The 25,832-nt window shown below is 64.6% G+C and carries 25 protein-coding genes, 1 tRNA gene and 1 pseudogene; 13 read left to right on the top strand and 14 right to left on the bottom strand.

What is annotated here, in order from left to right:
* The first annotated feature begins 417 nt into the window (after positions 1-417).
* From AC50X7_RS10635 to AC50X7_RS10645, 3 genes are read left to right on the top strand one after another with little or no spacing between them, the layout of a single operon-like run.
* Positions 418-1,986, top strand: a complete 1,569-nt coding sequence (locus AC50X7_RS10635; RefSeq protein ID WP_494978976.1) for an NCS1 family nucleobase:cation symporter-1 — start codon at positions 418-420, stop codon at positions 1,984-1,986.
* 14 nt (positions 1,987-2,000) lie between these two features.
* Positions 2,001-2,744 (top strand): aspartate/glutamate racemase family protein, encoded by a 744-nt coding sequence (locus tag AC50X7_RS10640; RefSeq protein WP_494978977.1) that lies wholly within the window; start codon positions 2,001-2,003, stop codon positions 2,742-2,744.
* A 58-nt stretch (positions 2,745-2,802) separates the two neighbouring features.
* Positions 2,803-3,567: an SDR family oxidoreductase gene (locus AC50X7_RS10645; RefSeq protein ID WP_494978978.1), complete on the top strand. Its 765-nt coding sequence runs from the start codon at positions 2,803-2,805 to the stop codon at positions 3,565-3,567.
* An 8-nt stretch (positions 3,568-3,575) separates the two neighbouring features.
* On the opposite strand, the gene AC50X7_RS10650 is transcribed toward AC50X7_RS10645, so the two are convergent.
* The gene (locus AC50X7_RS10650; RefSeq protein ID WP_494978979.1) at positions 3,576-3,953 is read right to left on the bottom strand and encodes a sterol carrier family protein; all 378 of its coding nucleotides are present in this window, start codon (positions 3,951-3,953) and stop codon (positions 3,576-3,578) included.
* 133 nt (positions 3,954-4,086) lie between these two features.
* Between AC50X7_RS10650 and AC50X7_RS10655 the strand changes: the two genes are divergently transcribed.
* Positions 4,087-4,458, top strand: coding sequence for a VOC family protein (locus AC50X7_RS10655; RefSeq protein WP_494978980.1), 372 nt, complete (start codon positions 4,087-4,089; stop codon positions 4,456-4,458).
* 22 nt (positions 4,459-4,480) lie between these two features.
* On the opposite strand, the gene AC50X7_RS10660 is transcribed toward AC50X7_RS10655, so the two are convergent.
* Together AC50X7_RS10660 and AC50X7_RS10665 are read right to left on the bottom strand one after the other, a co-directional pair.
* Positions 4,481-5,497, bottom strand: a complete 1,017-nt coding sequence (locus AC50X7_RS10660; RefSeq protein ID WP_494978981.1) for an asparaginase — start codon at positions 5,495-5,497, stop codon at positions 4,481-4,483.
* A 36-nt stretch (positions 5,498-5,533) separates the two neighbouring features.
* Positions 5,534-7,093, bottom strand: coding sequence for a molybdopterin-dependent oxidoreductase (locus AC50X7_RS10665; protein WP_494978982.1), 1,560 nt, complete (start codon positions 7,091-7,093; stop codon positions 5,534-5,536).
* 92 nt (positions 7,094-7,185) lie between these two features.
* Here AC50X7_RS10665 and purD point away from each other — a divergent pair, with 92 nt between their 5' ends.
* Both purD and AC50X7_RS10675 read left to right on the top strand, forming a co-directional pair.
* Entirely contained in the window at positions 7,186-8,502 is a 1,317-nt protein-coding gene (gene purD, locus AC50X7_RS10670; protein WP_494979127.1) for a phosphoribosylamine--glycine ligase, read from the top strand.
* A 1-nt stretch (position 8,503) separates the two neighbouring features.
* Positions 8,504-9,442, top strand: coding sequence for a phosphoribosylaminoimidazolesuccinocarboxamide synthase (locus AC50X7_RS10675; RefSeq protein WP_494978983.1), 939 nt, complete (start codon positions 8,504-8,506; stop codon positions 9,440-9,442).
* 55 nt (positions 9,443-9,497) lie between these two features.
* Here AC50X7_RS10675 and AC50X7_RS10680 read toward each other — a convergent pair whose 3' ends face one another.
* On the bottom strand, positions 9,498-10,772 hold the full coding sequence (locus tag AC50X7_RS10680; RefSeq protein ID WP_494978984.1) for a helix-turn-helix domain-containing protein: 1,275 nt from the start codon (positions 10,770-10,772) through the stop codon (positions 9,498-9,500).
* Between the two features lie 128 nt (positions 10,773-10,900).
* Between AC50X7_RS10680 and AC50X7_RS10685 the strand changes: the two genes are divergently transcribed.
* Positions 10,901-11,125 carry a hypothetical protein gene (locus AC50X7_RS10685; protein WP_494978985.1) on the top strand — a complete coding sequence of 75 codons (225 nt, stop codon included), beginning with the start codon at positions 10,901-10,903 and terminating at the stop codon, positions 11,123-11,125.
* 135 nt (positions 11,126-11,260) lie between these two features.
* On the opposite strand, the gene AC50X7_RS10690 is transcribed toward AC50X7_RS10685, so the two are convergent.
* The 5 genes from AC50X7_RS10690 to AC50X7_RS10710 all read right to left on the bottom strand — a co-directional run bounded on the left by AC50X7_RS10690 (position 11,261) and on the right by AC50X7_RS10710 (position 18,481).
* Positions 11,261-11,337, bottom strand: a tRNA-Pro gene (locus AC50X7_RS10690).
* 75 nt (positions 11,338-11,412) lie between these two features.
* Positions 11,413-13,239: an ABC transporter ATP-binding protein gene (locus AC50X7_RS10695; protein WP_494978986.1), complete on the bottom strand. Its 1,827-nt coding sequence runs from the start codon at positions 13,237-13,239 to the stop codon at positions 11,413-11,415.
* A complete protein-coding gene (locus AC50X7_RS10700; RefSeq protein WP_494978987.1) occupies positions 13,236-15,053 on the bottom strand; it encodes an ABC transporter ATP-binding protein in 1,818 nt (605 codons plus the stop codon). Before AC50X7_RS10700 ends, AC50X7_RS10695 begins: the two co-directional genes overlap by 4 nt.
* Positions 15,054-15,207: 154 nt before the next feature.
* A complete protein-coding gene (locus tag AC50X7_RS10705; protein WP_494978988.1) occupies positions 15,208-16,170 on the bottom strand; it encodes a metallophosphoesterase in 963 nt (320 codons plus the stop codon).
* On the bottom strand, positions 16,160-18,481 hold the full coding sequence (locus AC50X7_RS10710; protein WP_494978989.1) for a transglycosylase domain-containing protein: 2,322 nt from the start codon (positions 18,479-18,481) through the stop codon (positions 16,160-16,162). Before AC50X7_RS10710 ends, AC50X7_RS10705 begins: the two co-directional genes overlap by 11 nt.
* A 37-nt stretch (positions 18,482-18,518) precedes the next feature.
* Between AC50X7_RS10710 and sp36 the strand changes: the two genes are divergently transcribed.
* From sp36 to AC50X7_RS10725, 3 genes are read left to right on the top strand one after another with little or no spacing between them, the layout of a single operon-like run.
* On the top strand, positions 18,519-18,674 hold the full coding sequence (gene sp36, locus AC50X7_RS10715; protein ID WP_146336647.1) for a Sp36 family protein: 156 nt from the start codon (positions 18,519-18,521) through the stop codon (positions 18,672-18,674).
* 1 nt (position 18,675) lies between these two features.
* Complete coding sequence (locus AC50X7_RS10720) at positions 18,676-19,209, top strand: RidA family protein (RefSeq protein WP_307093937.1); 534 nt, start codon at positions 18,676-18,678, stop codon at positions 19,207-19,209.
* A 15-nt stretch (positions 19,210-19,224) separates the two neighbouring features.
* Positions 19,225-20,136: an NUDIX hydrolase gene (locus AC50X7_RS10725; protein ID WP_494978990.1), complete on the top strand. Its 912-nt coding sequence runs from the start codon at positions 19,225-19,227 to the stop codon at positions 20,134-20,136.
* Here AC50X7_RS10725 and AC50X7_RS10730 read toward each other — a convergent pair.
* The gene (locus tag AC50X7_RS10730) at positions 20,133-20,315 is read right to left on the bottom strand and encodes a hypothetical protein (RefSeq protein ID WP_494978991.1); all 183 of its coding nucleotides are present in this window, start codon (positions 20,313-20,315) and stop codon (positions 20,133-20,135) included. The genes AC50X7_RS10725 and AC50X7_RS10730 overlap by 4 nt on opposite strands.
* 89 nt (positions 20,316-20,404) lie before the next feature.
* Positions 20,405-21,082, bottom strand: a complete 678-nt coding sequence (locus AC50X7_RS10735) for a Crp/Fnr family transcriptional regulator (RefSeq protein WP_009359192.1) — start codon at positions 21,080-21,082, stop codon at positions 20,405-20,407.
* A 184-nt stretch (positions 21,083-21,266) separates the two neighbouring features.
* On the opposite strand from AC50X7_RS10735, the gene AC50X7_RS10740 reads away from it, so the two are divergent.
* Positions 21,267-22,457 (top strand): MarP family serine protease, encoded by a 1,191-nt coding sequence (locus tag AC50X7_RS10740; RefSeq protein ID WP_494978992.1) that lies wholly within the window; start codon positions 21,267-21,269, stop codon positions 22,455-22,457.
* Positions 22,458-22,461: 4 nt separating this feature from the next.
* Here AC50X7_RS10740 and aroQ read toward each other — a convergent pair whose 3' ends face one another.
* Positions 22,462-22,920 carry a type II 3-dehydroquinate dehydratase gene (gene aroQ, locus AC50X7_RS10745; protein ID WP_387550321.1) on the bottom strand — a complete coding sequence of 153 codons (459 nt, stop codon included), beginning with the start codon at positions 22,918-22,920 and terminating at the stop codon, positions 22,462-22,464.
* Between the two features lie 67 nt (positions 22,921-22,987).
* On the bottom strand, positions 22,988-23,455 hold the full coding sequence (locus AC50X7_RS10750) for an alpha-galactosidase (protein ID WP_494979128.1): 468 nt from the start codon (positions 23,453-23,455) through the stop codon (positions 22,988-22,990).
* Here AC50X7_RS10750 and AC50X7_RS10755 point away from each other — a divergent pair.
* Positions 23,354-24,187 carry a hypothetical protein gene (locus tag AC50X7_RS10755; RefSeq protein ID WP_494979129.1) on the top strand — a complete coding sequence of 278 codons (834 nt, stop codon included), beginning with the start codon at positions 23,354-23,356 and terminating at the stop codon, positions 24,185-24,187. The genes AC50X7_RS10750 and AC50X7_RS10755 overlap by 102 nt on opposite strands.
* Before the next feature lies 1 nt (position 24,188).
* Positions 24,189-24,944, top strand: a pseudogene (locus tag AC50X7_RS10760) (LacI family DNA-binding transcriptional regulator).
* Between the two features lie 11 nt (positions 24,945-24,955).
* Here the strand turns inward: AC50X7_RS10760 and AC50X7_RS10765 are convergent.
* On the bottom strand, positions 24,956-25,744 hold the full coding sequence (locus AC50X7_RS10765; protein WP_494978993.1) for a DeoR/GlpR family DNA-binding transcription regulator: 789 nt from the start codon (positions 25,742-25,744) through the stop codon (positions 24,956-24,958).
* Positions 25,745-25,832 lie beyond the last annotated feature (88 nt).

Raw genomic sequence — 25,832 nt, forward strand, 5'->3', positions numbered from 1 at the left:
ATCAACGAATCCAGGGACTCAACCCACTCGGCGGTCTCTTCCGGATCACGATCAGGCAGCTGGTTAGTCAACCCGCTGAGGATATGGGAGGTATCTTCTCCTGCAGCCACGGGAGCCTCTTTTCATCGTTGAATGGCCCATGTTTTCGTATTGTGAGAAAACATTCTTGCCTTATGAGATTAGGCAAGCAGGCAGGAGGTGGTCAATATGAAGCGGTCCGCTGGGTTGCCGGGGCGCGGTACGGCTACCTGCCAACCGATTGTGACCGACGGTCATCCATCCGCTCCTTGACCGGAGGTGACGTGGGTCATAGGCTTATTTCACTATTCAATATCTCGATTCCGCAATGTGGAATAACAGAAACGGCCTTCCGAGCCGGCCTCACCACGGCGGAATCCTCCCAGAATTGAGACACCTATGCAGACCCCTCCACCGGTCGGTGTTGACGCGGCAACAGATCTGACAGCGCCGTCAGTTACCGCCGCCCACCCGTCCCTGAGCGTTGACGCCCTGTGCGAATCGGCCAGCGCAGCATCCGGCCAGGCCATCAGCCCCACCCTTTATAACGTAGATCTCGCACCCACCAAGCGGGCCGGGCGCAGCTGGTCCGGCTACAGCATCTTCACCCTGTGGGCCAACGACGTGCACAGCCTGGGCAATTACGCCTTTGCCATCGGCCTCTTTGCCTTGGGCCTGGGTGGATGGCAGATCCTGATGGCACTCGGAATCGGTGCAGCGTTGCTGTTTGGCCTCCTCAATCTTTCCGGCTTCATGGGCGTGAAGACCGGCGTTCCCTTCCCGGTGATGAGCCGGATCAGCTTCGGAATCAGGGGCGCGCAAATCGCCGCCCTCCTGCGCGGAGCGGTGGCCGTCGCCTGGTTCGGCATCCAGACCTATCTCGCGTCCGTCGTCTTCCGCGTCATGATCGTGGCCATGTTTCCGTCCCTTGCTGCCATGGACAAGGACTCCATCCTCGGGTTGTCCACGCTGGGCTGGATCGCCTTCCTCATCCTCTGGGTCGTACAGCTGGTGATTGTCAGCTTCGGCATGGAAATGATCCGCAAATACGAGGCGTTTGCCGGGCCGGTCATCCTGGCCACCATGGCTGCCATCGCCATCTGGATCTTCATTGAGGCCGGCGGCGCCATCGCCTGGTCCTCCAACAACGCCCTGGAAGGGCCCGAAATGTGGCTCACCATCTTCGCGGGCGGCTCGCTCTGGGTCTCCATTTACGGCACTTTCGTCCTGAACTTCTGCGACTTCACCCGCTCAGCGGTATCCAAAAAGGCAGTGGTCCGGGGCAACTTCTGGGGCATCCCCATCAACATGCTGGTCTTCGGCGCCATCGTCGTCGTGATGGCCGGAGGGCAGTTCAAGATCAACGGCACCATCATCGAAAGCCCCTCGGACATTGTCCAGACCATTCCCAATACAGTTTTCCTGGTGCTGGCCTGCCTCGCCCTGCTGATCCTCACCATCGCGGTCAACCTCATGGCCAACTTCGTGGCGCCCGTCTATGCCCTGACCAACCTGTTTCCCCGGAAACTGAACTTCCGTAAAGCGGCCATTGTCAGCGCCGTCATCGGCCTGGTCATCCTGCCCTGGAACCTCTATAACAACCCCGTGGTCATTGTGTACTTCCTGGGTGGCCTCGGCGCGCTGCTCGGCCCGCTGTTCGGCGTCGTCATGGCAGACTACTGGCTGATCCGGCGTGGCAAGGTCAACGTTGCCGAGCTGTACACCGCCTCCCCGGCCGGAGCCTACTTCTACAGGAACGGCGTCAACCCCCGGGCGATCGTCGCCATGGTGCCGGCCGCCGTCGTCGCTCTCCTCATTGCCTTCGTCCCGGGGCTGGCAGCAGCGGCACCCTTCGCATGGTTCTTCGCGGCAGGGATCGCCGCCGTGGTGTATTTCTTCATCGCGGACCGCTCGCAGCGGCTGGAAGACCGCGACGGCGAGGCCATCGCCGTCGCCAGCACCCACTGAGGGAGGAAACCCCAATGCGCATACTCGTAGCGAACGTCAACACCACCGCGTCCATGACGGACTCCATCGCCGCCCAGGCCCGCAGCATCGCTGCTCCCGGTACGGAAATCGTCGGGATAACGCCGCGGTTCGGTGCCGACTCCTGTGAAGGAAACTTTGAAAGCTACCTGGCGGCCATCGCCGTGATGGACGCCGTGACCCGTTATCCGGAACCGTACGACGCCGTGGTCCAGGCAGGATACGGCGAGCACGGACGCGAGGGGCTGCAGGAGTTGCTGGACGTTCCGGTGGTGGACATCACCGAGGCAGCGGCCAGCACCGCCATGTTCCTGGGCCACAAGTACTCGGTGGTCACCACCCTGGACCGGACCGTCCCGCTCATCGAGGACCGGCTCAAACTTGCCGGCCTGGATGCCCGCTGCGCATCGGTCCGGGCCAGCGGCATGGCCGTCCTGGAACTTGAAGAAGAACCCGGGCGGGCGGTCGAAGCGATCATCAACCAGGCGATGCTGGCCGTAACCCAGGACAAGGCTGAGGTGATTGTGCTTGGCTGTGGCGGCATGGCCGGCCTTGATGAGCAGATCCGGCAGCGTTCGGGCGTCCCGGTGGTGGACGGTGTTGCGTCTGCCGTGGCCATCGCCGAATCCCTGGTCCGCATGCGGCTGTCCACCTCCAAAGTCCGGACCTACGCTGCGCCGCGGCCCAAGACCGTCATAGGCTGGCCGCTGAACAACACAGGGGTGCCGGCTTCGCTGTAGCCGGCAACCCTCCCGGCAGGGCAAAGTACCGTGCAGCCCTCGGCAACAGGAGAAGAGTTTGAATCAACCCCAGCATCCGGGGCGGCGCGTCGCCGTGGTAACCGGTGCCGGCTCCGGCATTGGCCGGGCGGTGGCCCGCCTCCTCCTGGCCGATGGCTACGCCGTTGCCCTCGCCGGGCGGCGCGAGCCGCAGCTGGTGGAGACGGCAGGCGGTCATGAGCACGCGCTTCCGGTGGTTTGCGACGTCACCCGGCCCGACGACGTGGAGCATCTTTTCGAGGCGGTTCGCCAGCGCTGGGGCCGGGTGGACCTCCTGTTCAACAACGCCGGGGTGTTCGGGCCGGCGGCGGGTGTGGATGAGATCTCGCTGGCAGACTGGGACGCCGTTGTTGCGGTCAACCTGACCGGATCCATGCTGTGTGCTGCGGCCGCCGTCCGGGCGATGAAGGCGCAGGATCCGCAGGGCGGGCGGATCATCAACAACGGCTCCATCTCAGCGCACTCACCCCGGCCCCGGACGGTGGCCTACGCCGTCACCAAGCACGCCATGACCGGCCTGACCAAAAGCATCGAACTGGACGGGCGTGGCTTCGGGGTCACGTGCGGGCAGATCGACATAGGCAACACGGCCACGGAGATCATGGACACCATCGGCGTCGGGGCGGGCGCGCTCCAGGCTGACGGAAGCCGCCGGGTGGAACCCACTTTTCCTGTGGAGGATGCTGCCCGCGCGGTGCTGATGATGGCCAACATGCCACCGACGGCCAGTGTCGGATCAGTAGTTGTGACCGCTGCCGGCATGCCGTTCATCGGCCGCGGCTGACCATCGGGTCAGAGCGGCAGCAAGGCCGAAAGGTCGGCGCGCAAGCCTGAAGCGGCCACCTTGCCGGCGGCCACTGCGTCCGCCCAGCCCAACTGGCCGGTCACCATGGCAAGCCAGGTGGCGGCGTCGCACTCAATCACGTTAGGCGGCGTACCGCGCGTGTGGCGCGGCCCCTCCACGCACTGCGTCACGCCGAAGGGCGGGACGCGCACCTCTACCGAATTTCCCGGTGCCCGCGCGGTGACTTCCTCAAGGGTGTACCTCACCGCGGTGGCCAGAAGGGGCCGGGGGACAGGAACGTCCGACGACGGCCCGGCGGCTTTCCGCCACGCCGCCAGCGCCGCGGCGCCTTCTTCAACGTCGATACGACGGCGGGCTACAGGCATGTTTCCGGCTTCCTTCGGGTGGGGACGCAGTGGCAAAGGCAATCAGGGTACCGCGAACAGCCATCGGGACGGAATCGCGGCAGCCCGCGGGTACCATCGGTAGCACCATCGTCAGAACAGAACGGAGCTACCCGTGCAGCTCGGCGCTTTCTCGGTCAGCCTCAACGTCAAGGACATTGGGGCCTCAACTGCTTTCTACGAAAAACTCGGTTTCAGCCGGTTGGCCGGCGATATGTCGCAAAACTGGCTGATCCTGAAGAACGGCCAGGCCGTCGTCGGGCTCTTCGAGGGAGTGCTGGAGCGGAACGCCCTGACCTTCAACCCGGGCTGGGACCAGGACGCGCAGCCGGTGGGCTCCTTCACCGACGTGCGGGAGCTTCAGCAGGAACTCCAGGGCCATGGCATCCAGTTCCTCGCGGAAGCAGATGAAGGAACAACCGGGCCGGCGAGCTTCATTGTGGTGGATCCGGACGGCAATCCGGTGATCGTGGACCAGCACGTCTGAGAATCCGTTGCTGCCGCGAGCCCTAATCCAGGAGCGCTGAAACGGCCGGGCCCAGCCGGATCTGTCCCACCGGGCGGCCGCCGCCCAGCACGGGCTCCACGACTTTCTCCAGGACACTCGCAACCCCCGGAATTTCCACCGCGCCGGCCGCAGCGAGAAGGGTCAGCGCCACCAGCGAGGTGGCCCGGACATTCCCGTCCAATATCTTGACGGCCACGGAAACACCCTGCTGCGTTGCCATGGCGAGCACGCCTTCGGCGCCAACCTTGGCGATGACCTCCAGCTCGTCCATCACCAGGGTGTTGGCTTCGCCGCGGCCCTGGACCGCCCAGGGGTAGTCAAGCATTGACGTTGCGATGGTGGCGGCACGGGCGCTGAAACTCTGGTCGCCGGGTGCCTTGGCCAGCTGGGAGAAGCCCCGCGCGAGGCCCTTGAGGGAAACCGCCGCCACAGGCGCGCCGCAGCCGTCAATTCCCAGATGCGCGATCTTTTCGCCCGCGTACTCCTCGATGACCGTGCGGACCCGCTGCTGCAGCGGGTGGTTGGGCTCCAAATAACTGTGGGTATCCCAGCCGTTTTCCGTGCATGCCCACAGGAAGGCAGCGTGCTTGCCGGAACAGTTGAACGCGAGCCTGGACTTGCCGCGCTCCGAGCGCACCAGCCAGTTTCGGGCCGTTTCATCCTGCGGCCAGGCCTCCGGGCACTGCAGCTGGTCCTCGCGGACGCCGGCCGCCTTGAGCATGCCTGACACCACGTCCATATGGTCCAGCGAGCCCACGTGGCTTGCACAGGCCAGGGCCACCTGTGCGCCCCGGAGCGGTACTCCGGACTGCATCGACGCCAGTGCTTGGAACGGCTTCAGGGCTGACCTGGCGAAAATGGGGGTGTTGATGTCGCCAAGCTCTGTGACCACTGTCCCGTCCGCTGCGAGCAGCACGGCCGAGCCGATGTGCCGCGACTCCACAAAGCCGCTGCGCTCGATCACGGCCAGTTCGACGGCGGAGTCCACGGTGAAAGTGGCGTGCGGATTATGCGGCATGCTGCCAGTCTAGGGGCCCGCATGCCGGATGCCCGGCTACTCCACGGTGACCATGACCGACTGCCAGCCGGAGGCGCCGTCGGGAACGGGATCCGCCCGCTGGTCAGTCTGCACCTCACCTGAGCCGTCGGTGGCACGGACTTTGATGTAGTGCGGCCCGGGTGCGGCGTCCCATTCATAGGACCACTGGCGCCATGTCACCACGGACGCCTCGGTGGACAGGTCCGCCTCCACCCAGCCGGCGTTGTCGATCTGGATCTCCACCTTGGTGATGCCGCGGGTCTGGGCCCAGGCGGTACCGCCCACGGCAACCTTCCCGGCGGGGACTTTAGCAAAGGATTTGGGGACGTCCACCCGTGCCATGGTCTTGATGGGCCCGCGTTCGGACCATCCACGCTGGGTCCAGTAGGCCTTGCTGTCGGCGAACCGGGTCACTTCGAGGTCCACCACCCATTTGGTGGCGGAAACGAACCCGTACAGTCCCGGAACCACCATCCGCACCGGGTAGCCGTGTTCGAGAGGGAGCGGCTCGTCGTTCATGCCAATGGCCAGGATGGCGTCACGGCCGTCCTGCAGGACCTCGAGCGGTGTGGACGCGCTGAAGCCGTCGACGGAGGTTGAGAGCACCATGTCCGCCCCGTCCTTCGGCTTCGCCCGCTTCAACACCTCGCGGATGGGCAGGCCCAGCCATTTGGCGTTGCCGGTGAGGTTGCCGCCGACCGGATTGGAGACGCAGGTGAGCGTCACGTGCGATTCGATCAGGTCGGCGTCGAGCAGGTCCTGGAACGTGAGCCGGACCTCCTCCTCCACCAGCCCATGGACCCGCAGCTCCCACTCGTCCACGTTAACTTCCGGGACGCTGAGGGCCGTGTCAATGCGGTAGAACTCACCATTGGGCGTGACCCACGGCGCGACCCCCGGCACCGGCGACTGGACGCCGGCTGGAACGGCAGCAGCAGCCTTCACAGGCACGGGAAGCTGCACGGCATCCCGCGCCTGGGCGATATTGCTGCGGGCAGTGCTCAGGAGGCGGCCGCCCGTGGCGGCGATGCCGGCAGCGGCTGCGGTGATCCCGGCTGCGGTGAAGAAGCGGCGGCGGCTGCCGCCCGGAGTGTCCGCTGCGGCGTCGGCGGGTGCAACATTCGTGTCCCACAGCGGGGCAATCAGGAACCGCAGGGCGGCCAGGCCCGCGAGCGTGCCCACCAACGACGGTATGGCATCCGCCGGCCCTACGCCTGCCCGGGTCACCACGCTGGCCACGATCACCGCACCCATGAACAGGACGCCCAAAACTCCCAGCGCCCAGCGCCGGTACGCCACCACGCCCAGTACGCAGGCCAGGATGAAGATGGTCAGTCCCATGCCCACAAAGAGGGCGGCTTTGTCATTGGTTCCGAACGTGGCAATCGCAAAATCCTTCAGCCAGGACGGCGTGAAGTCGATGAACGTGGATCCCAGCGCGATGACGGGTGTGGCGCGGGCGGTGAAAAAGGCTCCAACCAGCTCAGCCACGGCCAGGACGACGGCGGCAGCCACCACGCCTGCCAGCGCAGCCATGGCGGTGGGACCCTTGAGCCAATTCCGAAGCTTTTTCATGACATGGGTTCGGAGCGAAGCGGGCCGGGGATTGTTCTGCAGGGCTGACACAGCTTAGGAGCGGGCGGGTGCACAAAGTACCCTTGGTGACTGTGAAGGTACTCGTCATCGGCCCCGGAGGCCGCGAACACGCCATTGTCCGCTCCCTGCTCGCCGACCCCAACGTGTCCGAGGTCCATGCCGCTCCCGGCAATGCCGGCATCAGCAAGCTGGTCCCCACCCACACAATCAACGGCAATGATCCCGACGCCGTCGCCGCCCTGGCTACGAAGCTCGCCGTGGACCTCGTGGTAGTGGGACCCGAGGCGCCGCTGGCGGCAGGTGTCTCCGACGCCGTCCGCGATGCCGGGATCCCGGTGTTCGGCCCCAGCAAGGCCGCCGCGCAGCTCGAAGCCTCCAAGGCATTCGCCAAGGAAATCATGGCCGAGGCCGGCGTGCCCACGGCCATGGCAATGGTCGCCACCAACGCCGACGAAGCCGCTTCGGCCCTGGACACGTTCGGCGCGCCGTACGTGGTGAAGGACGACGGCCTCGCTGCCGGCAAGGGTGTGGTGGTCACCAGGAACCGCGACGAGGCCCTGGCACACGCACAGTCCTGCTTCGATGCCGGCGGCTCCGTGGTGATCGAGGAGTTCCTGGACGGGCCCGAAGTTTCCCTCTTTGTCCTCTGCGACGGGCACAACACCGTGGCGCTGTCACCGGCCCAGGACTTCAAGCGGATCTTCGACAACGACGAAGGACCTAACACCGGCGGAATGGGTGCCTACACGCCCTTGGAATGGGCACCGGAAGGGCTGGTCCAGGAGGTCCTGGACCGCGTAGCCCAGCCCACGGTCAACGAGATGGCCAGCCGCGGCACCCCGTTCGTGGGCGTGCTGTTTGTGGGGCTCGCGCTGACCTCGCGCGGCACCCGCGTGATCGAATTCAACGTCCGTTTTGGCGACCCGGAAACCCAGGCCGTGCTGGCGCGGCTCAAGACGCCGCTCGGTGCCCTGCTGCTCGCAGCCGCCAAGGGCGAACTGGACAAGGCAGAGGAGCTGCGCTGGGCGAAGGACACTGCGGTCGCCGTCGTCGTCGCTTCCGAAAACTACCCTGACAGCCCCCGTACCGGTGACAGGATCCGCGGGCTGAAAAAGGTCGAAGCGCTGGACGGCGTGCACGTGATCCACGCCGGCACCTCCTTTGACGAGGACGGCAAGGTTGTCTCCGCCGGCGGGCGTGTACTTGCGGTCGTGGCGTTGGGCAGCGACCTGGTGGAGGCGCGGGAAAGAGCGTACGACGGCGTGGAGCTGGTCCAGCTTGAAGGCTCGCAGTTCCGCACGGACATCGGCGGCAAAGCCGCGCGTGGCGAGATTCGGGTATCGTCAGCCGCTACCGGATCGCTGCCCATAACGAAGGGGAAGGCCTAGCATGAGCGCAAATTCCGCAGCACGCGGTTTCAGTACCACCACCCTGGACCTGCCGGGTTGGACGCACGTCTACTCGGGCAAGGTCCGTGACCTTTACGAACCGGCCGACGATTCCGTCCGGCAGCGGGTGGGCCGGGACTGCGTACTGGTGGTGGCCAGTGACCGCATCAGTGCCTTCGACCACGTCCTCACCAGCGAAATTCCGGACAAGGGGCGAATTCTCACCCAGCTCAGCCTTTGGTGGTTCGACCAGCTGGGCGTGGAGCATCACGTCCTGGCCTCCACAGTGGAGGACGGTGTGCCGGCGGCCGTCGAAGGCCGGGCCATGATCTGCAAGAAGCTGGACATGTTCCCGGTGGAGTGCATCGCCCGCGGCTATCTCACGGGCTCAGGCCTGCTGGAGTACAAGGCCGCGGGGACTGTGTGCAGTATCCCGCTGCCGGAAGGCCTGATGGACGGTTCACGGCTGGAGCAGGCCATCTTCACGCCGTCGGCCAAGGCGGCAGTGGGTGAGCATGACGAGAACATCACGTATGACGCCGTGGTGGCAATGGTCGGCGATGATATCGCCGGCCGGCTGAGCCAGCTCACACTGGAGATCTACACCAAGGCCGAGGGAATCGCTCGCGAACGCGGCATCATCCTTGCCGACACCAAGGTGGAGTTTGGCTACGACGCCGTTTCCGGTTCCATTACGTTGGGCGACGAGGTCCTGACGCCGGATTCGTCACGGTTCTGGGACGCTGCCACCTACCAGCCGGGACAGGCGCAGCCCTCCTACGACAAGCAGTACGTCCGGGACTGGTTGACCTCGGCCGAGTCCGGCTGGGACAGGGCAACGGACACGCCTCCGCCCGCCCTGCCCGCCGAAGTTGTAGAGCGGACCCGCGGCCGCTACGTGGAGGCCTACGAGAAGCTGACCGGGCGGGCCTTCGCGTAAACCGGTGTGCAGGTTCGGACCCGGCCCGTCCCTCGCCTACGCCGGCTGGCCCTAGTCAGCTGGCCTTTGCGTCTTTAGTCGCGGCGTCTGTCCGTTGTTGGGCGAGCCGGATCTCCAGCATCGCGTCCAATGCCTGCTGGATGAGATCCTGGGCCCCGGCGGAGCTGAAGGCCTTCTGTGCTTCCTGAAGGAATATCAGGGCTTCATCGGCTTCGCCTGCGGCCTTGAGCGATTTGCCGAGTAGCAATGAAACCTCGCCGGCCGTGTGCTTGGCGAGTGCGTCACGCTGTGCGTGGACCTCCCGGAGCTTCTGGATTGCGGCCACAATGTCACCGGTCAGGTACAGCCAGCGGGCGCGGATGAAAGCGACTTCCAGCTCGTCGCTTTTCATTTCGTAAACAATCGAAAACGCGAGTTCGGCCCGCTCGATCGAGGCGAGCGTCTCGGGCTCCACAATGCCGGCCTGTAGCCGCACGGCCGCAGAAGCTTTGTTGAACCGTGCCCACATCTCGATGTCATTGGCCGGGGAAAGCAGCTTTGCCGCACGTTCGTGTTCCTTGACTCCCTCTGCGTAGTCATGCCGCATAAAGGCGACATTTCCCACGACCCATGCCACTTCACCGGCAAGCTGGGGCATTGAATCTTCGTCCACTTGCGTGATGAGCACCCGGCAGTGGGTCCATGCCTCGTCCAGTCGGCCGCTTTCCGCCAGAGCCCCGATGAGGACCCGCAAAGCGCCCGTTATGATGGTGGAACTTGGCGGCAGCTGCTCCGCCAGCCTCATCGCTTCCATTGCTTGATCCACAGCGGCAGACAGCTGTCCCTGCCGTTGCAAAACAGCCGCAAGCATTTGACGGGCGCGCACACCCAGTCCCACGGACTCCCTCGCCATCGGGTGTTCCAGCAGGCGTTCGGTAATCTGCTGGCATTCCACTAAATCACCATGGCGCAACAAGCATTCCGCCTGCATGTAAGTCATATTCCACCACGCGCTGGTGTTCTTCCCCTCGAGAGCGATTTTGGCGGCAGTTGCAGCATGGCTGGCTGCCAGGGGGTAATCCCGCAAATCCCACGCTTGCCGGGCGTACAGACCTGCCAGCACGTATTCCGCGTCGCTGAGAGAGATTGGCTGGCTCCAGGCTTCCAGGGCTTTGGGCGCCAATTCGAGCCTTCTGGCCAGCTCCTCAATCACTTCAGCCGTGGGCTCCCGTCGGCCGGTTTCGAGCAGTGAGATATAGCTTGGCGAATACAGGTCCTTCCCCAGTTCGGCCTGCGTCATCCCACGTTCGAGCCGCTCTGCCCGGAGCTTCTCCCCGAATCCGTTGCCCACGGGATCTCCTTTCATTCGGACGGCCTGAAACCGGTGCTTGACAGTCCCTGTGCAAAACATTTTACAATGAGTGTCAACAAGGACAGTGCTGGCTTTGTGAGGAATCCGACTCGTATAGAGGAACTAATATGTTGAAGAAGATTGCAGCGGCCGCAGTACTTGCGGGTGCCCTGGCGTTTTCCGCCGCGGCCCCGGCCGTACTGGCGGCCGGTTCCCCTGCGGATAACGCCGGCATCTCTGCCCGTAGCGGCAACTGGCCGAATCCCATGGCAGAGAAAGAGAACGGGAAGAAGGTCAACAGCACGGACGCTACGTACGACACGTACAGCGGCAACTGGCCTAACCCGATGTAGTAGCTTCCTCAACAAGGAGGCGAGGGAGGCCCCGGAGCATCTGCTCCGGGGCCTTTCCCTTTCCCGGAAGCCGCAGGTCCGGGGGAGCCGGGAACGCCAAAAAAGAGGGCCTCCGTATGGAGACCCTCTCTTGTTTGGTCGGGATGACAGGATTTGAACCTGCGACCTCTTCGTCCCGAACGAAGCGCGCTACCAAGCTGCGCTACATCCCGATCCGCTGCAAAAGCAACTTTACAAGAATAGCCGATGCGGGCCCTCGATGCGAAATCCGCAGCCTCCGCGGCCGGTCAGACCAAAGAGTCCTTCCAGGCGCCGTGCAGGTCCGCGAAGCGTCCGCCGCCCCCGATAAGTTCTGCGGGCGATCCATCCTCAACAATGCGGCCGTTGTGAACCACCAGCACGCGGTCCGCCGTCTCCACCGTGGACAGCCTGTGGGCGATGATCAGCGCAGTCCTGCTGGCAGCGTCGGTGCCCGCGAGGAGCCGGGCCAGTCCGGCCTGCACCAGCCTCTCTGAAGGAATATCAAGCGAGGACGTTGCCTCGTCCAGGATCAGCACGGCCGGGCGGGCAAGGAACGCCCTTGCGAAACTGATGAGCTGGCGCTGGCCGGAGGACACCCGGCCGCCGCGCTTATTGACATCTGTGTCATAGCCGTCCGGCAGTTCAAGAATGAATTCATGTGCCCCTACGACCTTCGCTGCTTCCTCGATTTCGGCCCGGGAAGCCTCGGGCCGGCCCAGGGCGATGTTGTCAGCGACGGAACCGCTGAACAGGAAGGCCTCCTGTGTCACCATCACGATGTTCCGCCGCAGGTCCGTTGTGCTCAGGTTCCGGAGGTCCACCCCATCAAGGGTGAGGGAGCCTGAGGAGACATCGTAGAAGCGGGCAATCAGCTTGGCCAGGGTGGACTTTCCCGCTCCCGTCTGGCCTACCAGTGCAACGGTCTGGCCAGCCGGAATGTGCAGGTTAAGCGTGGGGACGATCACCGGCCCGTCGCCGTAGCGGAATTCCACGTCCTTGAAGTCGATCGCCCCCTTGGCGTTTTTCAGTGCGACAGCATTTTTGGGCGGCCGCACCGTCGGTACTTCTTCCAACAGTCCTGACACCTTCTCCAGCGCTGCCTGCGCACTCTGGAAGGAGTTGTAGAACATTGCCATCTGGTCCACCGGCTGGAAAAACCTTTTCGTGGAGAGGATGAGCGCCAACAGCACTCCCACTGCAAGATCGCCGGTGAGGACGCGGAAACCGCCGAAGAGCAGGACCACGGCCACGCAGACGTTGCCGATCAGCACCAGTCCTGGCTGGAAAATGCCGTTGAGGTTAATGGAGCGGACGGTGACCAACCGGTAGTCCTCCGCAAGTTTTCCGTACCGTTCGGAATTTTCCCGTTCCTTGCGGAATGCTTTCACGGCCCGGATGCCGGTCATGGTCTCCACGAAGTGCACGATCAGCCGGGCAGACACCACCCGGGATTCGCGGAAGGCGATCTGTGAATGCTTTTGGTACCAGCGGGCCAGGAAATACATCGGCACGCCGGCGGCCAGCACCAGCAGGCCGCTGCGCCAGTCCAGGGCGAACACGGTAATAGCGGTGAAGATCATGAACAGCATTCCGGACGCCAGCGAGCTGACCCCGGAATCCAGGAGTTCGCGAAGAGCCTCCAAGTCCGAAGTCTGCCGTGCAATGATCCGGCCGGACGTGTACTTCTCGTGGAACTCGAGGCTTAGCCGCTGAGTGTGCCGGAAAACCTTGACGCGCAAGTCCAGCAGCATGGCCTGGCTCAACCTCGCCGTGGACGTGACGTACAGGGCGGTGAGTCCCGCCGTCGCAATCGCCGCGAGCAGATAGGCGACGCCGGTGAGCACCAGGGGCAGGTTATCTCCGGCCTGAAGCGCGGGCAGGGCATGGTCGATGCCAAAGGCGATGAGCGCCGGGCCGGCCACCCGCGCCGCCTGCGAGAGGACCACTGTGGCTATCGTCAGCCAGAACCGCAGCCGCACGGGCCGGATGAGGGAGCGCAGCAGTGCCAGCGACCGCCGTCGTACAGCCCTGCTGTCACTCCTGCTCAGGTGGGCGTTGTCTTCGTTGGCGGTGCCGAAGGTGGCCGTGCTCATCGGGTGACTTCCTCTGCCTGGATACCGGCTTCTTTGAGCTCCGACAGCTCGGAGTCCAGGTCCCGTGGTTCCTGGTCGAGGCTGGCGATGACGTAGCGGTAGTGGTCGTTGCCGGCCAGCAGCTCGGTGTGGGTCCCGACGGCGGTGATGCGCCCGTCCTCCAGCAGCGCCACCCGGTCCGCCAGCGCAACTGTGGACGGCCGGTGGGCCACGATCAGAGTGGTGGTGTCCTTCAGCACGGCCCGGAGCCGGGTCTCCACGAGTTCCTCGGTGTGGACGTCCAGGGCGGACAGCGGATCGTCGAGCACCAGCACGAGCGGGCGTGCGGCGATGGCACGGGCCAGGGCAATGCGCTGCCGCTGCCCGCCGGACAGGCTCAGGCCTTCCTCGCCGATGAGGGTCTCCAGGCCTTCGGGCAGGGAGTAGGCGAAGTGCGCCTGGGCCACGTCCAGCGCCTCCTCGAGAACCGCATCGTTGCGGACCGGGGCGCCGAGGAGGATGTTGTCACGGACGGAAGTGGAGAACAGGGTGGTGTCCTCGAAGGCCACTCCCACGATGCGGCGGAGTTCCTCCACGTCGAAGTCCCGCAGGTCCACGCCGTCGATGGTGATGGAGCCATCGGTGACGTCGTACAGGCGGGGCACGAGCTGGATCATGGCGCTTTTGCCGCTTCCGGTGATGCCCACCAGGGCCATCGTTTCGCCGGGCCGGAGATCGAGGTTGATCTCCTTCAGGATGGGCTTGTCCGGAGCGTCCTCGAAGGCGAAAGTGGCGTTGTTGAAGCGGAGGGCGCCGACGAGCCGGCTGGGCAGCCGGGGCTCAGGGGGACTGGTGATGCTGTTGGCTGTGTCCATTACCTCGAAGTGACGGTCGACGGCGGTCTTGGCGGTGAGTGCCATGGCCAGCAGCATGCCGGAGAACTCAACGGGGGAGGCGATGACGGCGGCAGTGGCAAAAAAGGCTACCAGCGCGCCGATGCTCAGCTGCCCGCCGGCGCACAGCATGACACCCACCACGAGTCCCGCGCCAAGGGCTAGTTCCGGCAACAAGGTGACCACCATCGTGAAGGTGGCCTGCTGGCGCGCCTTATCGATCTCCGTCTGGCGCAGTTCCTCGGCTTGTTCCTCGAAGTTTTCGAGGGCTTCCCGGCTGCGGCCAAAGGCTTTGAGCACGCGGATGCCGTGGACCGACTCCTCAACGGTGGTGGCAAGGTCGCCGGCCTGGTCCTGGCTGCGGCGCGCCACCCTGCTGAAGCGGGTCCGGAACCGGAAACTGTAGGCCATGATGGGCACGGCAGCGGCCAGGAAGATGAGGGCCAGTTGCCAGCTCATCGCGAACATGACCCCGATACCGATGATGACCGTCAGGGTGGTGACCACCAGCATGATGGCGCCGAAGGCCATCCAGCGGCGCAAAAAGTTCAGGTCCGTCATGGCGCGGGAGAGAAGTTGGCCGGAACCCCAACGGTCGTGGAACGAGACCGTCAGGTCCTGCAGGTGGCCATACAAGGAAACCCGCATCCGGGTCTCAACGGAGGTGGCGGGATTGATGACGAACTGCCGGCGAAGGGCCACCAGCCCGGCCTCCGCCACACCCAGTGCCAGGATGACGCCGGCCGGGATCCAGACGGCTTCGGTGGTGCCGCCCGGCTGGAGCGATTCGTTGATCAGTACCCGGAGAACCTGCGGGATGGCCAAGGCAACAACACTGGCCAGAAGTGCGCACAGAAGTCCCATGAGAAGCCGGGGGATGATTGGCCTGACATGGGGATAGAGACGGCTGATGGATCGAAAAAAAGATGTCTGCTTGGCCATGCCCGCTTCTCAAGCTCTAAAACGAATGTAGTTTCCCGTAGCAACTACCCTATGCCATGGAGTGAGCCGATTCACAGGCAACTATGCTGCGTTCAGAGGTTGGCCAGTTATTGGGATGCGCAATGACTCCCGTGTCCGCGTACCTGCAAGGCGGTTAGCTGGGTGAGGTGAGGGTAAGCAGGACGGCTTCCGGCCTGCAGGCGATGCGGACCGGGGCGAAGCGGGAAGTGCCGATGCCGCCGGAGACGTTGACTGGCGTCGTACTTCCGTTGCTTTGCCAGTCGTTAAGCCCCTTGGCCCGCCATGTGGGGAGATCACAGTTTGACACCAGCGCGCCGTAACCGGGGAGGCACAACTGACCGCCGTGCGTATGGCCGGCGAGCAGGAGGTCCGCGCCGTCCTCCGTGAAGTGGTCCAGCACGCGCTGGTAGGGGGCGTGGATGACGGCGACCTTGAGGTGCGGAGTGGCATTTTGGTTGACGGTGCCCCGGGGCCAGCCCGCGTAGCTTTCCCGGTTCAGGTGCGGATCGTCCACGCCGGAGAAGTCGAAACGGATGCCTTTCAGGACCACGGACTGGTGCCGGTTGGTCAGGTCCACCCAGCCACCCATGCCGAAGCCGGAACGCAGCCGCGGCCAGTCCAGCACAGTGGGTTTCGGTTTGGCCCTGGATGGTCCCCGCAGGTACGAAGCCGGGTTTTTCAGGGTGGGGGCGAAGTAGTCATTGGAGCCGGGGACGAAGACGCCGGGGAACTCCAGGAGGGGGCGGAGGGCCTGCAGAAGCGGGTCCACCGCCTTGGCGTGGCTGAGGTTGTCGCCCGTGTTGACCACCAGGTCGGGTTCAAGACCGGCAAGTGATTCCAGCCAGGCAGCCTTCTTTTGCTGCCCGGGGACAAAGTGGATGTCGCTCAGATGGAGGACGCGGAACGGCGACTGCCCGGGAGGGAGGATGTTTAGCGTCTCTTCGCGGAGCTCAAACTGGTTCTTCTCCCACAGGCCATAACCAAAGGCGGCGATTCCGGCCGCGGCCCCGGCTCCTGCGGTGACGGCAAAGCCGCGCCCGATGGTTCGGGCGCGGCCGGCCAATGCACCGATTGGGATCATCGGGCTAATCGTCATTGTTCCCGTTTCCATTGCCGTTCCCGTTGTTGCTCGGCTCGGGGGCGGGCTCAGGGGCTGCCGGGGCGGAGTTAGCGGGCCCCTGCTCCTGGGGCGCTTCGGGTGCGGTGGGATTGTTGTCGGGGTTGAATCCGCCGCCGCCGAACAGCATCTCGCTTGGCGGCGCGGGGAAGGGCTCAGTCCCGAACGACGGCGCGACCCGCGACATGAAGTTGGAGAACATGGGTCCGGCGATCATGTAGCCGTCGATGCCCTGATAAAACGTTCCGTTGACGGTGATGTTCTGGCCGGAACGGCCCTGGGCGCCCAGCGGGTCACCGAACCAGGCAGCTGTGGCCAGTCCGGTGGTGTGGCCAACAACCCAGGTGGATCCGTTGTTGTTGGACGTACCGGTCTTTGCGCCGATCGGGAAGCTGGTCCGGGTGGAAATACGGGGCTGGATCAACGAACCCGATCCCTGGTTGAGGACTTCCTGCAGGGCGTAGTTCACGCCGCGGGCGACCTCCGGCGTCACGGCGTCCCGGCAGCTGGTGGACTGTGCCGGCAACTGGGCGCCGGTCTGGTCCGTGACGGACGAGATGGCAATGGGCTCGCAGTACTTTCCGTCATTGGCGAACGTAGCGAAGGCACTGGCCATGGTCAGCGGAGCCGTCTGGGTGGAACCCAGCAGGTTGGCCAGCGTGGACATGTTGATTTTCGGGTTCGGTTCGCCGTCAGCCGGAAGCCCGCCGTGGAGTCCGGTTGCGTCCACAATCTTCTGGATGCCGCAGAAGTCCAGCTGCGCTGCTGAGGCGAACGTGACGGTGTTGATGGAGTTGTACAGGCCTTCAAGGACGGACAGGGGGCGGTACCACTGGGGTTCGGCGTTCTGCAGGTCGTCTGCCGTGCCCAGGTTCTGGTTCTTCTGTTCGGTGCTGTACCCGCCGGTCACCTGGCCGCAGGAGTTGCGCCAGGGGAAGCCCAGCGGGTAGACGCGCTGGGCTGCGTCAACCACGGTGTTCATGGACTTGCCCTCATTGAGCCACTGCGCGAACGTAAATGGCTTCATGGTGGACCCGGGCTGTGCGCCACCCAAGCCATTAAGGTCGTTGCCGTCCTTATCCAGCTTGTCCACGTTGAAGTTCACCTGCGAGTCGAAGGACCCCTTGGCCGGCAGGAACTTCGTGTTCTGGGCCATTGAGACGATTTTGCCGCTGTTGGGCTGCACGGAGACCATGGCTGCGCCCCACTTGTCCGGGTTGGCGCCGGCCGAAGCGTTGACCTGCTCCTGAGCCACGGCCTGCGCGTTCGGATCCAATGTGGTTTTGATGGTCAGGCCGCCGCCGTAGATAAGGCGTTGCCGCTCTGCAAGTTCGGCGCCGTAGGCCGGGTTGTTCTCCAACAGATGGAGAACATAGTCACAGAAGTACGGGGCGGTGGAAGCGTAAGCGCAGCCCTGCTTCGGCTGGGTCACCTTGGTTTTCACCGGAGTGGCAACAGCGGCGTCGTGCTCAGCCTTGGTGATTTTGCCCTGGCTGAGCATCAGGCTCAGCACCAGGTCGCGGCGCTGCTTGGCGTTCTCCGGATTGCTGATGGGGTCGAACGCGGACGGACTGTTGACCAGGCCGGCGAGCAGAGCAGCCTGGGGAAGGCTCAGGTTCTTGGCTGTGGTGCTGAAGAAGAAACGGGAGGCGGCTTCGATGCCGTACGCGTCGCGGTTGAAGAAGACGATGTTCAGGTAGCCCTCAAGGATCTGCTCCTTGCTGAACTCTTTCTCCAGGGCGATGGCCAGCTTCATTTCGCGGAGCTTGTCGCCCACACCCTTGTTCACACCATTGAGCTTGATGTCCTCGTCCCTGCCCTCGGCGGCGAGATTGGAGTTGAGGACATTGTTCACGTACTGCTGGGTGATGGTGGAGGCGCCCTGCCTGTTTCCGCGTGCGGTGCTGACAACTGCGCGCAGGATGCCTGTGGTGTCCACACCGCCGTGCTCATAAAAACGGCTGTCCTCGACGGCGATGACAGCTTCCTTCACGAAAGGCGAAATCTGGTTGAGGGCAACCTTGGTGCGGTTTTCCTTGTAGACGCTGGCGATCTCGCTGCCGTCCGCTGCCAGGATCCGGGTGGTCTGGTTGGGCGGATCCACCTTCAGCTCCGCCGGAAGGGTGTCGAAGAACTCGATCGAACCGCTGGCTGCGCTGCCTGAAACGGCCGCCGCGGGGACCAGCAGGCCTGCTACCAGGACACCGCAAATGGCACTCACGCCAAGGAAGACCAGGATCTTTCCAAGGGTGGTGGCAGTGTCGAATAATGGGTTCTTACGAGGAGCCATGTTTTCCACTTTACCGGCAAGGACTAGTCTTTCTCTCATGACCAAATGGGAGTACGCCACGATTCCGCTCATTATTCACGCCACAAAGCAGATTCTGGACCAGTGGGGAGATGACGGCTGGGAGCTCGTCCAGGTAGTCCCCGGACCGGACGGAAACGGTCTGGTTGCCTACCTGAAGAGGGAGAAGCCGTAGCATGAGCGCTTCTGCAGAAGCCCACTCCGGCACGTCCGCTGCGCCGATCTCGGCCGTTGAGCAGCGGCTCGCCGAGCTGGGAATCACACTTCCTGAGGTTGCCGCGCCGGTAGCCGCCTACGTTCCGGCAGTAATCTCCGGCAACCACGTGTACACCTCCGGCCAGTTGCCCTTCGTCAACGGCAAGCTCGAGGCCACCGGCAAGGTTTCCGCCGGAACCGGAGGCTTCGCAGACGAGCCCACCGTTTCGCCGGAGGACGCACAGCGGTTCGCCGCAGTCTGCGCAGTCAACGCCCTGGCCGCCGTTAAGAGCGTCATTGGGGATCTGGACCGCATCACCCGCATTGTCAAGGTTGTGGGATTCGTCTCGTCCGACCCCTCCTTTACGGGACAGCCCGGCGTCATCAACGGTGCGTCGGAGCTGCTGGGCCGCGTCCTCGGTGACGCAGGCCAGCACGCACGTTCCGCCGTCGGCGTTTCCGTGCTGCCTCTCGACTCTCCCGTAGAGGTCGAACTGATCGCCGAATTCAGCTAGGACCGGTCGCTTCCTTTGCCTCAGCTCGCCCGACGCCTGTTTGCGCTCCCTCAGGATCTTGAAGGGGCAGCGCAGAGCTGGCTCGAACACGGCGAACGGACCCCGCGGGCCGCGCGCCTTGCTTCATCCGTTGTCCTGCTGCGTGATTCCCCCACCGGCCTGGAAACGTGGCTGGGTTACCGGCCCGGCTCCTCGCCGCTGGGGGTCCTCGCGTTCCCCGGCGGTTCCCTGGACGCTGCCGACGACGACCCTGTCGGCTGGCTGGGCCCCTCACCACAGCATTGGGCTGAGCAGATGGGGACGGACGACGTCGGGCTGGCGCGGCGGCACGTGTTGGGCGCCATCCGCGAACTCTTCGAGGAAACCGGAGTACTGCTTGCCGGTGCCGATATGGCAAGCACAGTCGAGGCCACGTCCACGCCGGAGTACATGCGGGCCCGCCTTGCCGTGGCCGAGCAGGAAAGAACCTTTCCGGAGGTCCTGGCCAAGCGTGGGCTGTCCGTCCGGACCGACCTGCTGAAGTCCCTGGTGAACTGGCGCAGCCCGGACTTCGCGCACCGCAGGTTCGACACCCGCTACTTCGCCGCAACGGTGCCCCTGAACCAGCAGCCCACCCTGCTGGACGGCAAAGGGGTGTGGGGCCGGTGGGTGAATGCGGCCAATGTCATCGCCGGTCGTGACACCACTGACCTCGGCGACGAGGTGGGCCAGGAAAACACCGTGGGGCGCACCCTCGGCGGCCTCCTGGTGCCCGGCTCCGAAATCATGCTCGAAAAAATGGCGGCTGCCAACGGGTGCATCGCCTACCTCAGCTACAAACGCAAGGCCCACGTGTACCAGCCGCAGCTCGTGGAAGAAGACGGAAGGCTGCTGCTCGAAGTCGAAGCCGCAAAGACCACCGCGGGGGATCCCCAGCGCGAACGCTAAATGCGGCGGAGCGTCGAATACGGGCGGCTGGGCAGGTTGCCTGCGGTCCATGGCCTCACGGGCGGTTCCAGCGGAATCTGCCCGTGGCCGTCCTTGACCACCAGGACCACCGTGCCGATTATCGCGGCAACTGACGCCAGGCCCAACAGGATCAACACAACAGCCATAGCCACGGACATCGCCATGCACCTCTAGCCCTAATTTTACCGCCGGGCTGCAGTGGACACGCAAAAGGCCACCCCTTGGGGCGGCCTTTGTGCTGAGAGGACTAGCGGGAGCGCTGGCGGAGGCGCTGCATGTCCAGGATGACCACGGCGCGGGCTTCCAGGCGCAGCCAACCGCGCTGGACGAATTCGGCGAGGGCCTTGTTCACGGTCTCGCGGGAGGCGCCCACCAGCTGGGCCAGTTCTTCCTGCGTGAGTTCGTGGGCCACCAGGACACCGTCCGTGGCGGGCCGGCCGAAGCGGTCTGCCAGGTCCAGGAGGGCCTTGGCGACGCGGCCGGGAACGTCGGAGAACACCAGGTCCGACAAGGAGTCGTTGGTGCGGCGCAGCCGGCGGGCCAGGGCCTGCAGGAGCTGCGCGGAAACCTCGGGCCGGGTGCGCAGCAGGTTGTTCAGGCTTTCGTTCTTCAGCCCCGCCAGGCGGGTCTCGGACACCGCAGTGGCGGTGGCAGTGCGCGGGCTCGGATCGAACAGGGCCATTTCGCCGAAAAGTTCGCCCGGGCCGAGGATGGCCAGCAGTGATTCCCGGCCGTCGGGCGAGGTGCGCCCAAGCTTCACCTTGCCGGAGACGATGAAGTAGAGCTGGTCGCCCTGGTCGCCCTCACGGAAAACCGAAGCACCGCGGGAAAGGTCCACCTCGGTGAGCTCGTCCGTCAGCAGACGGAATGCGTCGTCGTCGAGCGTGGCGAAAAGTGGTGCTCGGCGCAGTACCTCGATGTCCATAAAATCTCCTGAATAAAAGTGTCGGCTGTGGCGCTTGTGCCATTGTTTCAGAATTTTCAAGGTTCTGTGACGAACTTGGCAGCCAAAACGCCCAAACGGCGGGCGCCGGGGGCGGCGGGGACCCACAGAAGATTGTCAGCCTACGCCGATAGAATGGGGTTACAACTGCTTATAAGGAGCCTTAGTGGTCGGCTTGACTGTCCTGGACCTGGTCCTGATCCTGGCGCTGCTGTCCTACCTGATCTACGGCCTGCGAAACGGCTTCCTTGTGACAGTGGGCGGCATCGCCGGATTCGCTGCAGGAGCCGTGGCAGCATTCTTCGCGGTCCCCCTCGTCAGCGGCTTTGTCGAGGACTCCGGGTGGCGGCTGACCGCCATCATTGCCGCCGCCGTCGCGCTGGTGGTTCTGGGGCATGGCCTGGGCACCATGATTGGCCGGACAATCCGCGGCGCAGTGCGGATCCGGCCCCTCCGCGCCGTTGACCGGCTGGTGGGCGGCGCCGTCAACGTGGTGGTTTCCGCATTGGTTATGTCCATGCTGGCCTTCAGTGTCAGCTCCCTTGGTGTCCCCTTTGTTTCCCAGCAGCTGGCCGAATCCCGGGTCATCCGTTTCATCGACGGCCTGACGCCGGACCCCGTAAAAGCTACGATGGCGCAGTTGCGCTCGACGGTCATCGGCAACGGGATTCCTACCCTGATTCAGGGACTGGACCATGGCCCTGCAGTGCCAGTGCCAGTGTCGGACGCCAGCACCGACACCCCTGCCCTGAACAGGGCCGCCGAATCCGTCCTGAGAATTGCCGGCACCGCTTACCAGTGCGGCCAGAACCAGACCGGCACCGGCTTCGTTGTTTCCGAGGACCGCGTAGTCACGAATGCGCACGTGGTGGCGGGCGTGTCGCAGCCCGTCGTGGAGATGCCCGACGGCGGCGCGATGCCCGGGCAGGTGGTCTACTTCGACACCCGGCATGACCTGGCGGTGCTGGCGGTTGAGGACCTGCCTGCCCAGCCGCTGGCCCTCAGCGCGGACCTGCCGAACGGCAGCGCGGCCGCGTTCGCAGGCTATCCGCACGGCGGCCCCTTTCAGTCCCGGCCAGCCACTGTCCAGGACATCACCACGGTGCTGGTGCCGGACATCTACGGCACAAACCCCTCGCCGGAAGAGATCTACCGGCTGGCTGGAAACGTCCAGCCCGGGAACTCCGGCGGTCCGCTGCTGACCACCGAAGGGCAGGTGGCGGGAGTGATCTTTGCGAAGGCGACGTCGGATGCAGAGATGGGATTCGCCATCACCATGGACGACCTCAACCCCGTGGCAGCCCAGGCGCCGTCACTGAGTGCGCCGGTTTCCTCGGGACAGTGCATTCAGAAATAGCTGCTTAAAGAACCTCAGCCAGGTAGTCGATGGCCAGCTTGTAGCCGAACACCCCCGCGCCCACAATCACAGCTGAGCAGACCGGCGAGAGGAATGAGTGGTGCCGGAACTCCTCGCGCTGGTGCACGTTGGTGATGTGGACTTCCACCGCCGGCAGCTGCACTGCAGCCAGGGCATCACGCAGGGCAACCGACGTATGCGTGAAGGCACCGGCGTTCAGGACAATTCCGACGGCGGAGCCACGGGCCGCGTGGATGGTATCCAGCAGGACGCCCTCATGGTTTGACTGGACACACTCGGCCGCAAACCCGTGCGCCTCTGCAGTCCGGGCGGCCAGTTCCTCCACGTCGGCCAGGGTGGAGGTGCCGTATTTTTCCGGTTCGCGGGTGCCCAGGAGATTCAGGTTGGGTCCGTTGATTACCAGGATTGTTCCGCGGCTGATTGATGAAGAGGGTTCGGTCATGCCAGCAAATCTAGTGCTTTGAACCGGCTGGCGCGCATTCTTACCGTCCAGTGCTCCGTACGCGCCGTTATGAGGTGTGGAAAGGGCGCGTACGGAGCAATCGATGGATTTTAGAGAGCCGTAAAGCGCACCAGCAGCGCGTGCTCAGGGTTGAGGATCGGCATCGGCACCCCCACCTCGGCCAGGAAGCGGCCGTTGGCCACTGCCCCGTCCGCCAGCCAGACCGGCGGCTGGACCTGCGTGAACGTGTGGGCCTAGTCGGTGTCGCCAGGGGTGGGGGAGATCGCCTCCACCTGCCGAAGTGCCCGAAGAGGGCCGTGATGGCCCGGAAGGACAGATGATGCGTGCGGGCCGTGGTGTGCGACGTGGTGGGCCCGATGTGCCCGCCCACCAGTTCCGGGGGAACCACGAGCCCGGTCCAGCGCTGGGTGGTCTGCCGCTCCAGTGCGTCGTTGCAGTCCGATGCCCAGATGCGGTCCGTCCGCTCCAGGATTCCCAGGTCCACGCGCGCGCCGCCGGAGGAGCAGCTTTCAATTTCGACGCCGGGGTGTGCCTTCTTGAGCGCGTCGAACAGCCGGTCATCATTGAGGCGGTCCGGGAGACCGGCCTGGTGTACATAATGGGGGAGACCAGCTACTACAACCCTGCCCACGCGGTCAGCGTCAGCTGCGTAGGGGTCAGGGATGACCGCATTGATGGCGTCTTCGACAAGGCCGTCAGCATGTTCGGTAACGACTTCTCCAACGCCAGCGCACTCTTTGAACTGAACGACGGCGGCGTGATGCGCACCAACGAGATGCGCCGCGTGGGTTACCCCTCACACATCCGTGAATCCCGGTTCCGGTTCTTCGGCACCGAGGCCAGCTTCGAGCAATTGGCGAAAGTCACTGTCTGGCAGGACAAGATCAACGTCCACGACATCTCCGAGCATCTGGAAACACGGCCCAGCGTGCCCTTGGACGACCCCTCACTGGCCAACGTGGCACCGGAGTTGCGGGACGCTTTTGTTTCCGGTCTGGCCCCGGTCCATAACCCCGAGCGGCTTCCAAAGGAGTTCCGCGGCGCACCCAACGGGCATGAAGGAAGCCACCACTTCCTGGTGGACGACTTCGTGACGGCGGTCAACCATGGCACCCTTCCTCCTGTGAACGCCTGGGTGGCGGCCCGCTTTACCCTCCCGGGAATTGTGGCCCACCAGTCTGCCCTTCAAGACGGCGCGCGGCTTCCGATCCGTGACTTCGGTGATGCTCCGGGTGCAAGTACTTAATATGGACAGCGTGACTACTCCGGCAGTGCAGGTGGCGCGAGGCGGAGCCGTGACCCGTAAGGACGTTGCGCGCTATGCCGGCGTCAGCACCGCCGTCGTCAGTTACGTGGTCAACGGCGGGCTGAAGAAGGTGGCTCCTGCCACCGAAGCCAAGGTCCAGGACGCCATCCGCGTCCTGGGCTACCGCCCCAACGCGGCCGCCCGCGCGCTCAAGCTGGGTTCCAGTGCGACGCTGCTGCTTGTGGTTCCGGATATCTCCAAACCCGTTCTTCTCCCTGTTCTCCCATGCCGTGGAAGATGCCGCCGCTGCCCTGGGGTATGCCCTGGTATTGAGCAACTCGGACGGGAACCTCGCCAAGGAACGGCGGAATATCCGGAACCTCGCTGCCAGGCAGGTGGACGGCGTGCTGCTGGCCAGTGTCCTTTTTGAACCTGACCTGGAGGTCCTGGAAACGGCGGACATCCCTTCGGTCCGCCTACAGCCATTTTCGCCACCTCGGACATGCAGGCGATCGGCCTGCTCCCGGCGGTCCATGAGGCAGGGCTGGCCGTCCCGGGCGAGATCGCGGTGGCCTCCTTTGACGGTTCCGCCGAGTCCGAATACTCCTGGCCGCCGCTGACCACGGTTGAACAGCCTGTTGCCGGCATGGCGGAAGCTGCGGTGGCAGCGCTGGTGGGAGCCAGCCGCGGCGAGAAGCCCCGGCACCGGATCTTCGACACCACCCTGCACGTCCGGCAATCCTGCGGCTGCCCGTAATGCCTTCCGGGCTAGAGCTCCGCGAGCCGCAGCCGGCCCACCCGCTCCTGAAGGATGCGCTGCGCCTCGTTGCCCAGGCCAGGATCACTGATGACCTCGTCCACCTCCTCAAGCGCAGCGATTGAACTGATGCCCAGCAGCCCCCACTTGGTGTGGTCGGCGAGCACCACGGTTTTGCGTGCGGCGGCCACGAACGCCCGGTCCGTCTCGGCTTCCAGCAAGTTGGGAGTAGTGAATCCTGCGGCGGCATCCATCCCGTGAACACCAAGGAACAGCACGTCCAGGTGCAGCTGCTTGAGCGCCCCCGTGGCAATGGGGCCCACCAGCGCGTCCGACGGCGTGCGCTCGCCGCCGATCAGGATCACCGTTGAGGCGAAGCGGGCGGAACCGGCGGAAGCGCCGTGATGGAACAAGTCTGCGATGCGCACCGAGTTGGTGACCACCGTGATACGGGGGCCGTTGGTGAGTTCCTTGGCCAGCGCCCACGTGGTGGTGCCTGCGCTGAGGCCTACCGCCATGCCTTCCTGTACCAGGCCGGCTGCTTCCACCGCGATGGCCCGCTTCTCAGCGGTCAACTGGGTGGATTTGAGGTCGAAGCCGGGCTCGTGGGTACTGGTGTCGCCCGGAATTTTAGCCCCGCCGTGGATGCGCTCAAGGCGGCCGCCCTCCTCCAGCACTTCGATGTCACGGCGGACTGTCATCAGGGATACGCCCAGCTGCTGCGCCAGGTCTGAGACCCGGACAACCCGTTCGCGCTGAAGAGCGTCCAAAATAGCCTGGTGGCGTGCGACGGCAAGCATCTAAGCGATCCTTCAGGGCAGGGGGCAGGGCTGCTCCCAGCATACGACGACGGCGCCGCCCGGCCGTTCGGTGGGCGGCGCCGTCGTC

It is taken from the genome of Pseudarthrobacter sp. Hb11 (assembly GCF_059383655.1).

Coding starts and splice junctions, on each gene's coding strand:
- AC50X7_RS10635 (WP_494978976.1), top strand. CDS start 418: ATGCAGACCCCTCCACCGGTCGGTGTTGACGCGGCAACAGATCTGACA.
- AC50X7_RS10640 (WP_494978977.1), top strand. CDS start 2,001: ATGCGCATACTCGTAGCGAACGTCAACACCACCGCGTCCATGACGGAC.
- AC50X7_RS10650 (WP_494978979.1), bottom strand. CDS start 3,953: ATGCCTGTAGCCCGCCGTCGTATCGACGTTGAAGAAGGCGCCGCGGCG.
- AC50X7_RS10660 (WP_494978981.1), bottom strand. CDS start 5,497: ATGCCGCATAATCCGCACGCCACTTTCACCGTGGACTCCGCCGTCGAA.
- AC50X7_RS10665 (WP_494978982.1), bottom strand. CDS start 7,093: ATGAAAAAGCTTCGGAATTGGCTCAAGGGTCCCACCGCCATGGCTGCG.
- AC50X7_RS10675 (WP_494978983.1), top strand. CDS start 8,504: ATGAGCGCAAATTCCGCAGCACGCGGTTTCAGTACCACCACCCTGGAC.
- AC50X7_RS10685 (WP_494978985.1), top strand. CDS start 10,901: ATGTTGAAGAAGATTGCAGCGGCCGCAGTACTTGCGGGTGCCCTGGCG.
- AC50X7_RS10695 (WP_494978986.1), bottom strand. CDS start 13,239: ATGAGCACGGCCACCTTCGGCACCGCCAACGAAGACAACGCCCACCTG.
- AC50X7_RS10700 (WP_494978987.1), bottom strand. CDS start 15,053: ATGGCCAAGCAGACATCTTTTTTTCGATCCATCAGCCGTCTCTATCCC.
- AC50X7_RS10705 (WP_494978988.1), bottom strand. CDS start 16,170: ATGACGATTAGCCCGATGATCCCAATCGGTGCATTGGCCGGCCGCGCC.
- AC50X7_RS10710 (WP_494978989.1), bottom strand. CDS start 18,481: ATGGCTCCTCGTAAGAACCCATTATTCGACACTGCCACCACCCTTGGA.
- sp36 (WP_146336647.1), top strand. CDS start 18,519: ATGACCAAATGGGAGTACGCCACGATTCCGCTCATTATTCACGCCACA.
- AC50X7_RS10720 (WP_307093937.1), top strand. CDS start 18,676: ATGAGCGCTTCTGCAGAAGCCCACTCCGGCACGTCCGCTGCGCCGATC.
- AC50X7_RS10730 (WP_494978991.1), bottom strand. CDS start 20,315: ATGTCCGTGGCTATGGCTGTTGTGTTGATCCTGTTGGGCCTGGCGTCA.
- AC50X7_RS10735 (WP_009359192.1), bottom strand. CDS start 21,082: ATGGACATCGAGGTACTGCGCCGAGCACCACTTTTCGCCACGCTCGAC.
- aroQ (WP_387550321.1), bottom strand. CDS start 22,920: ATGACCGAACCCTCTTCATCAATCAGCCGCGGAACAATCCTGGTAATC.
- AC50X7_RS10765 (WP_494978993.1), bottom strand. CDS start 25,744: ATGCTTGCCGTCGCACGCCACCAGGCTATTTTGGACGCTCTTCAGCGC.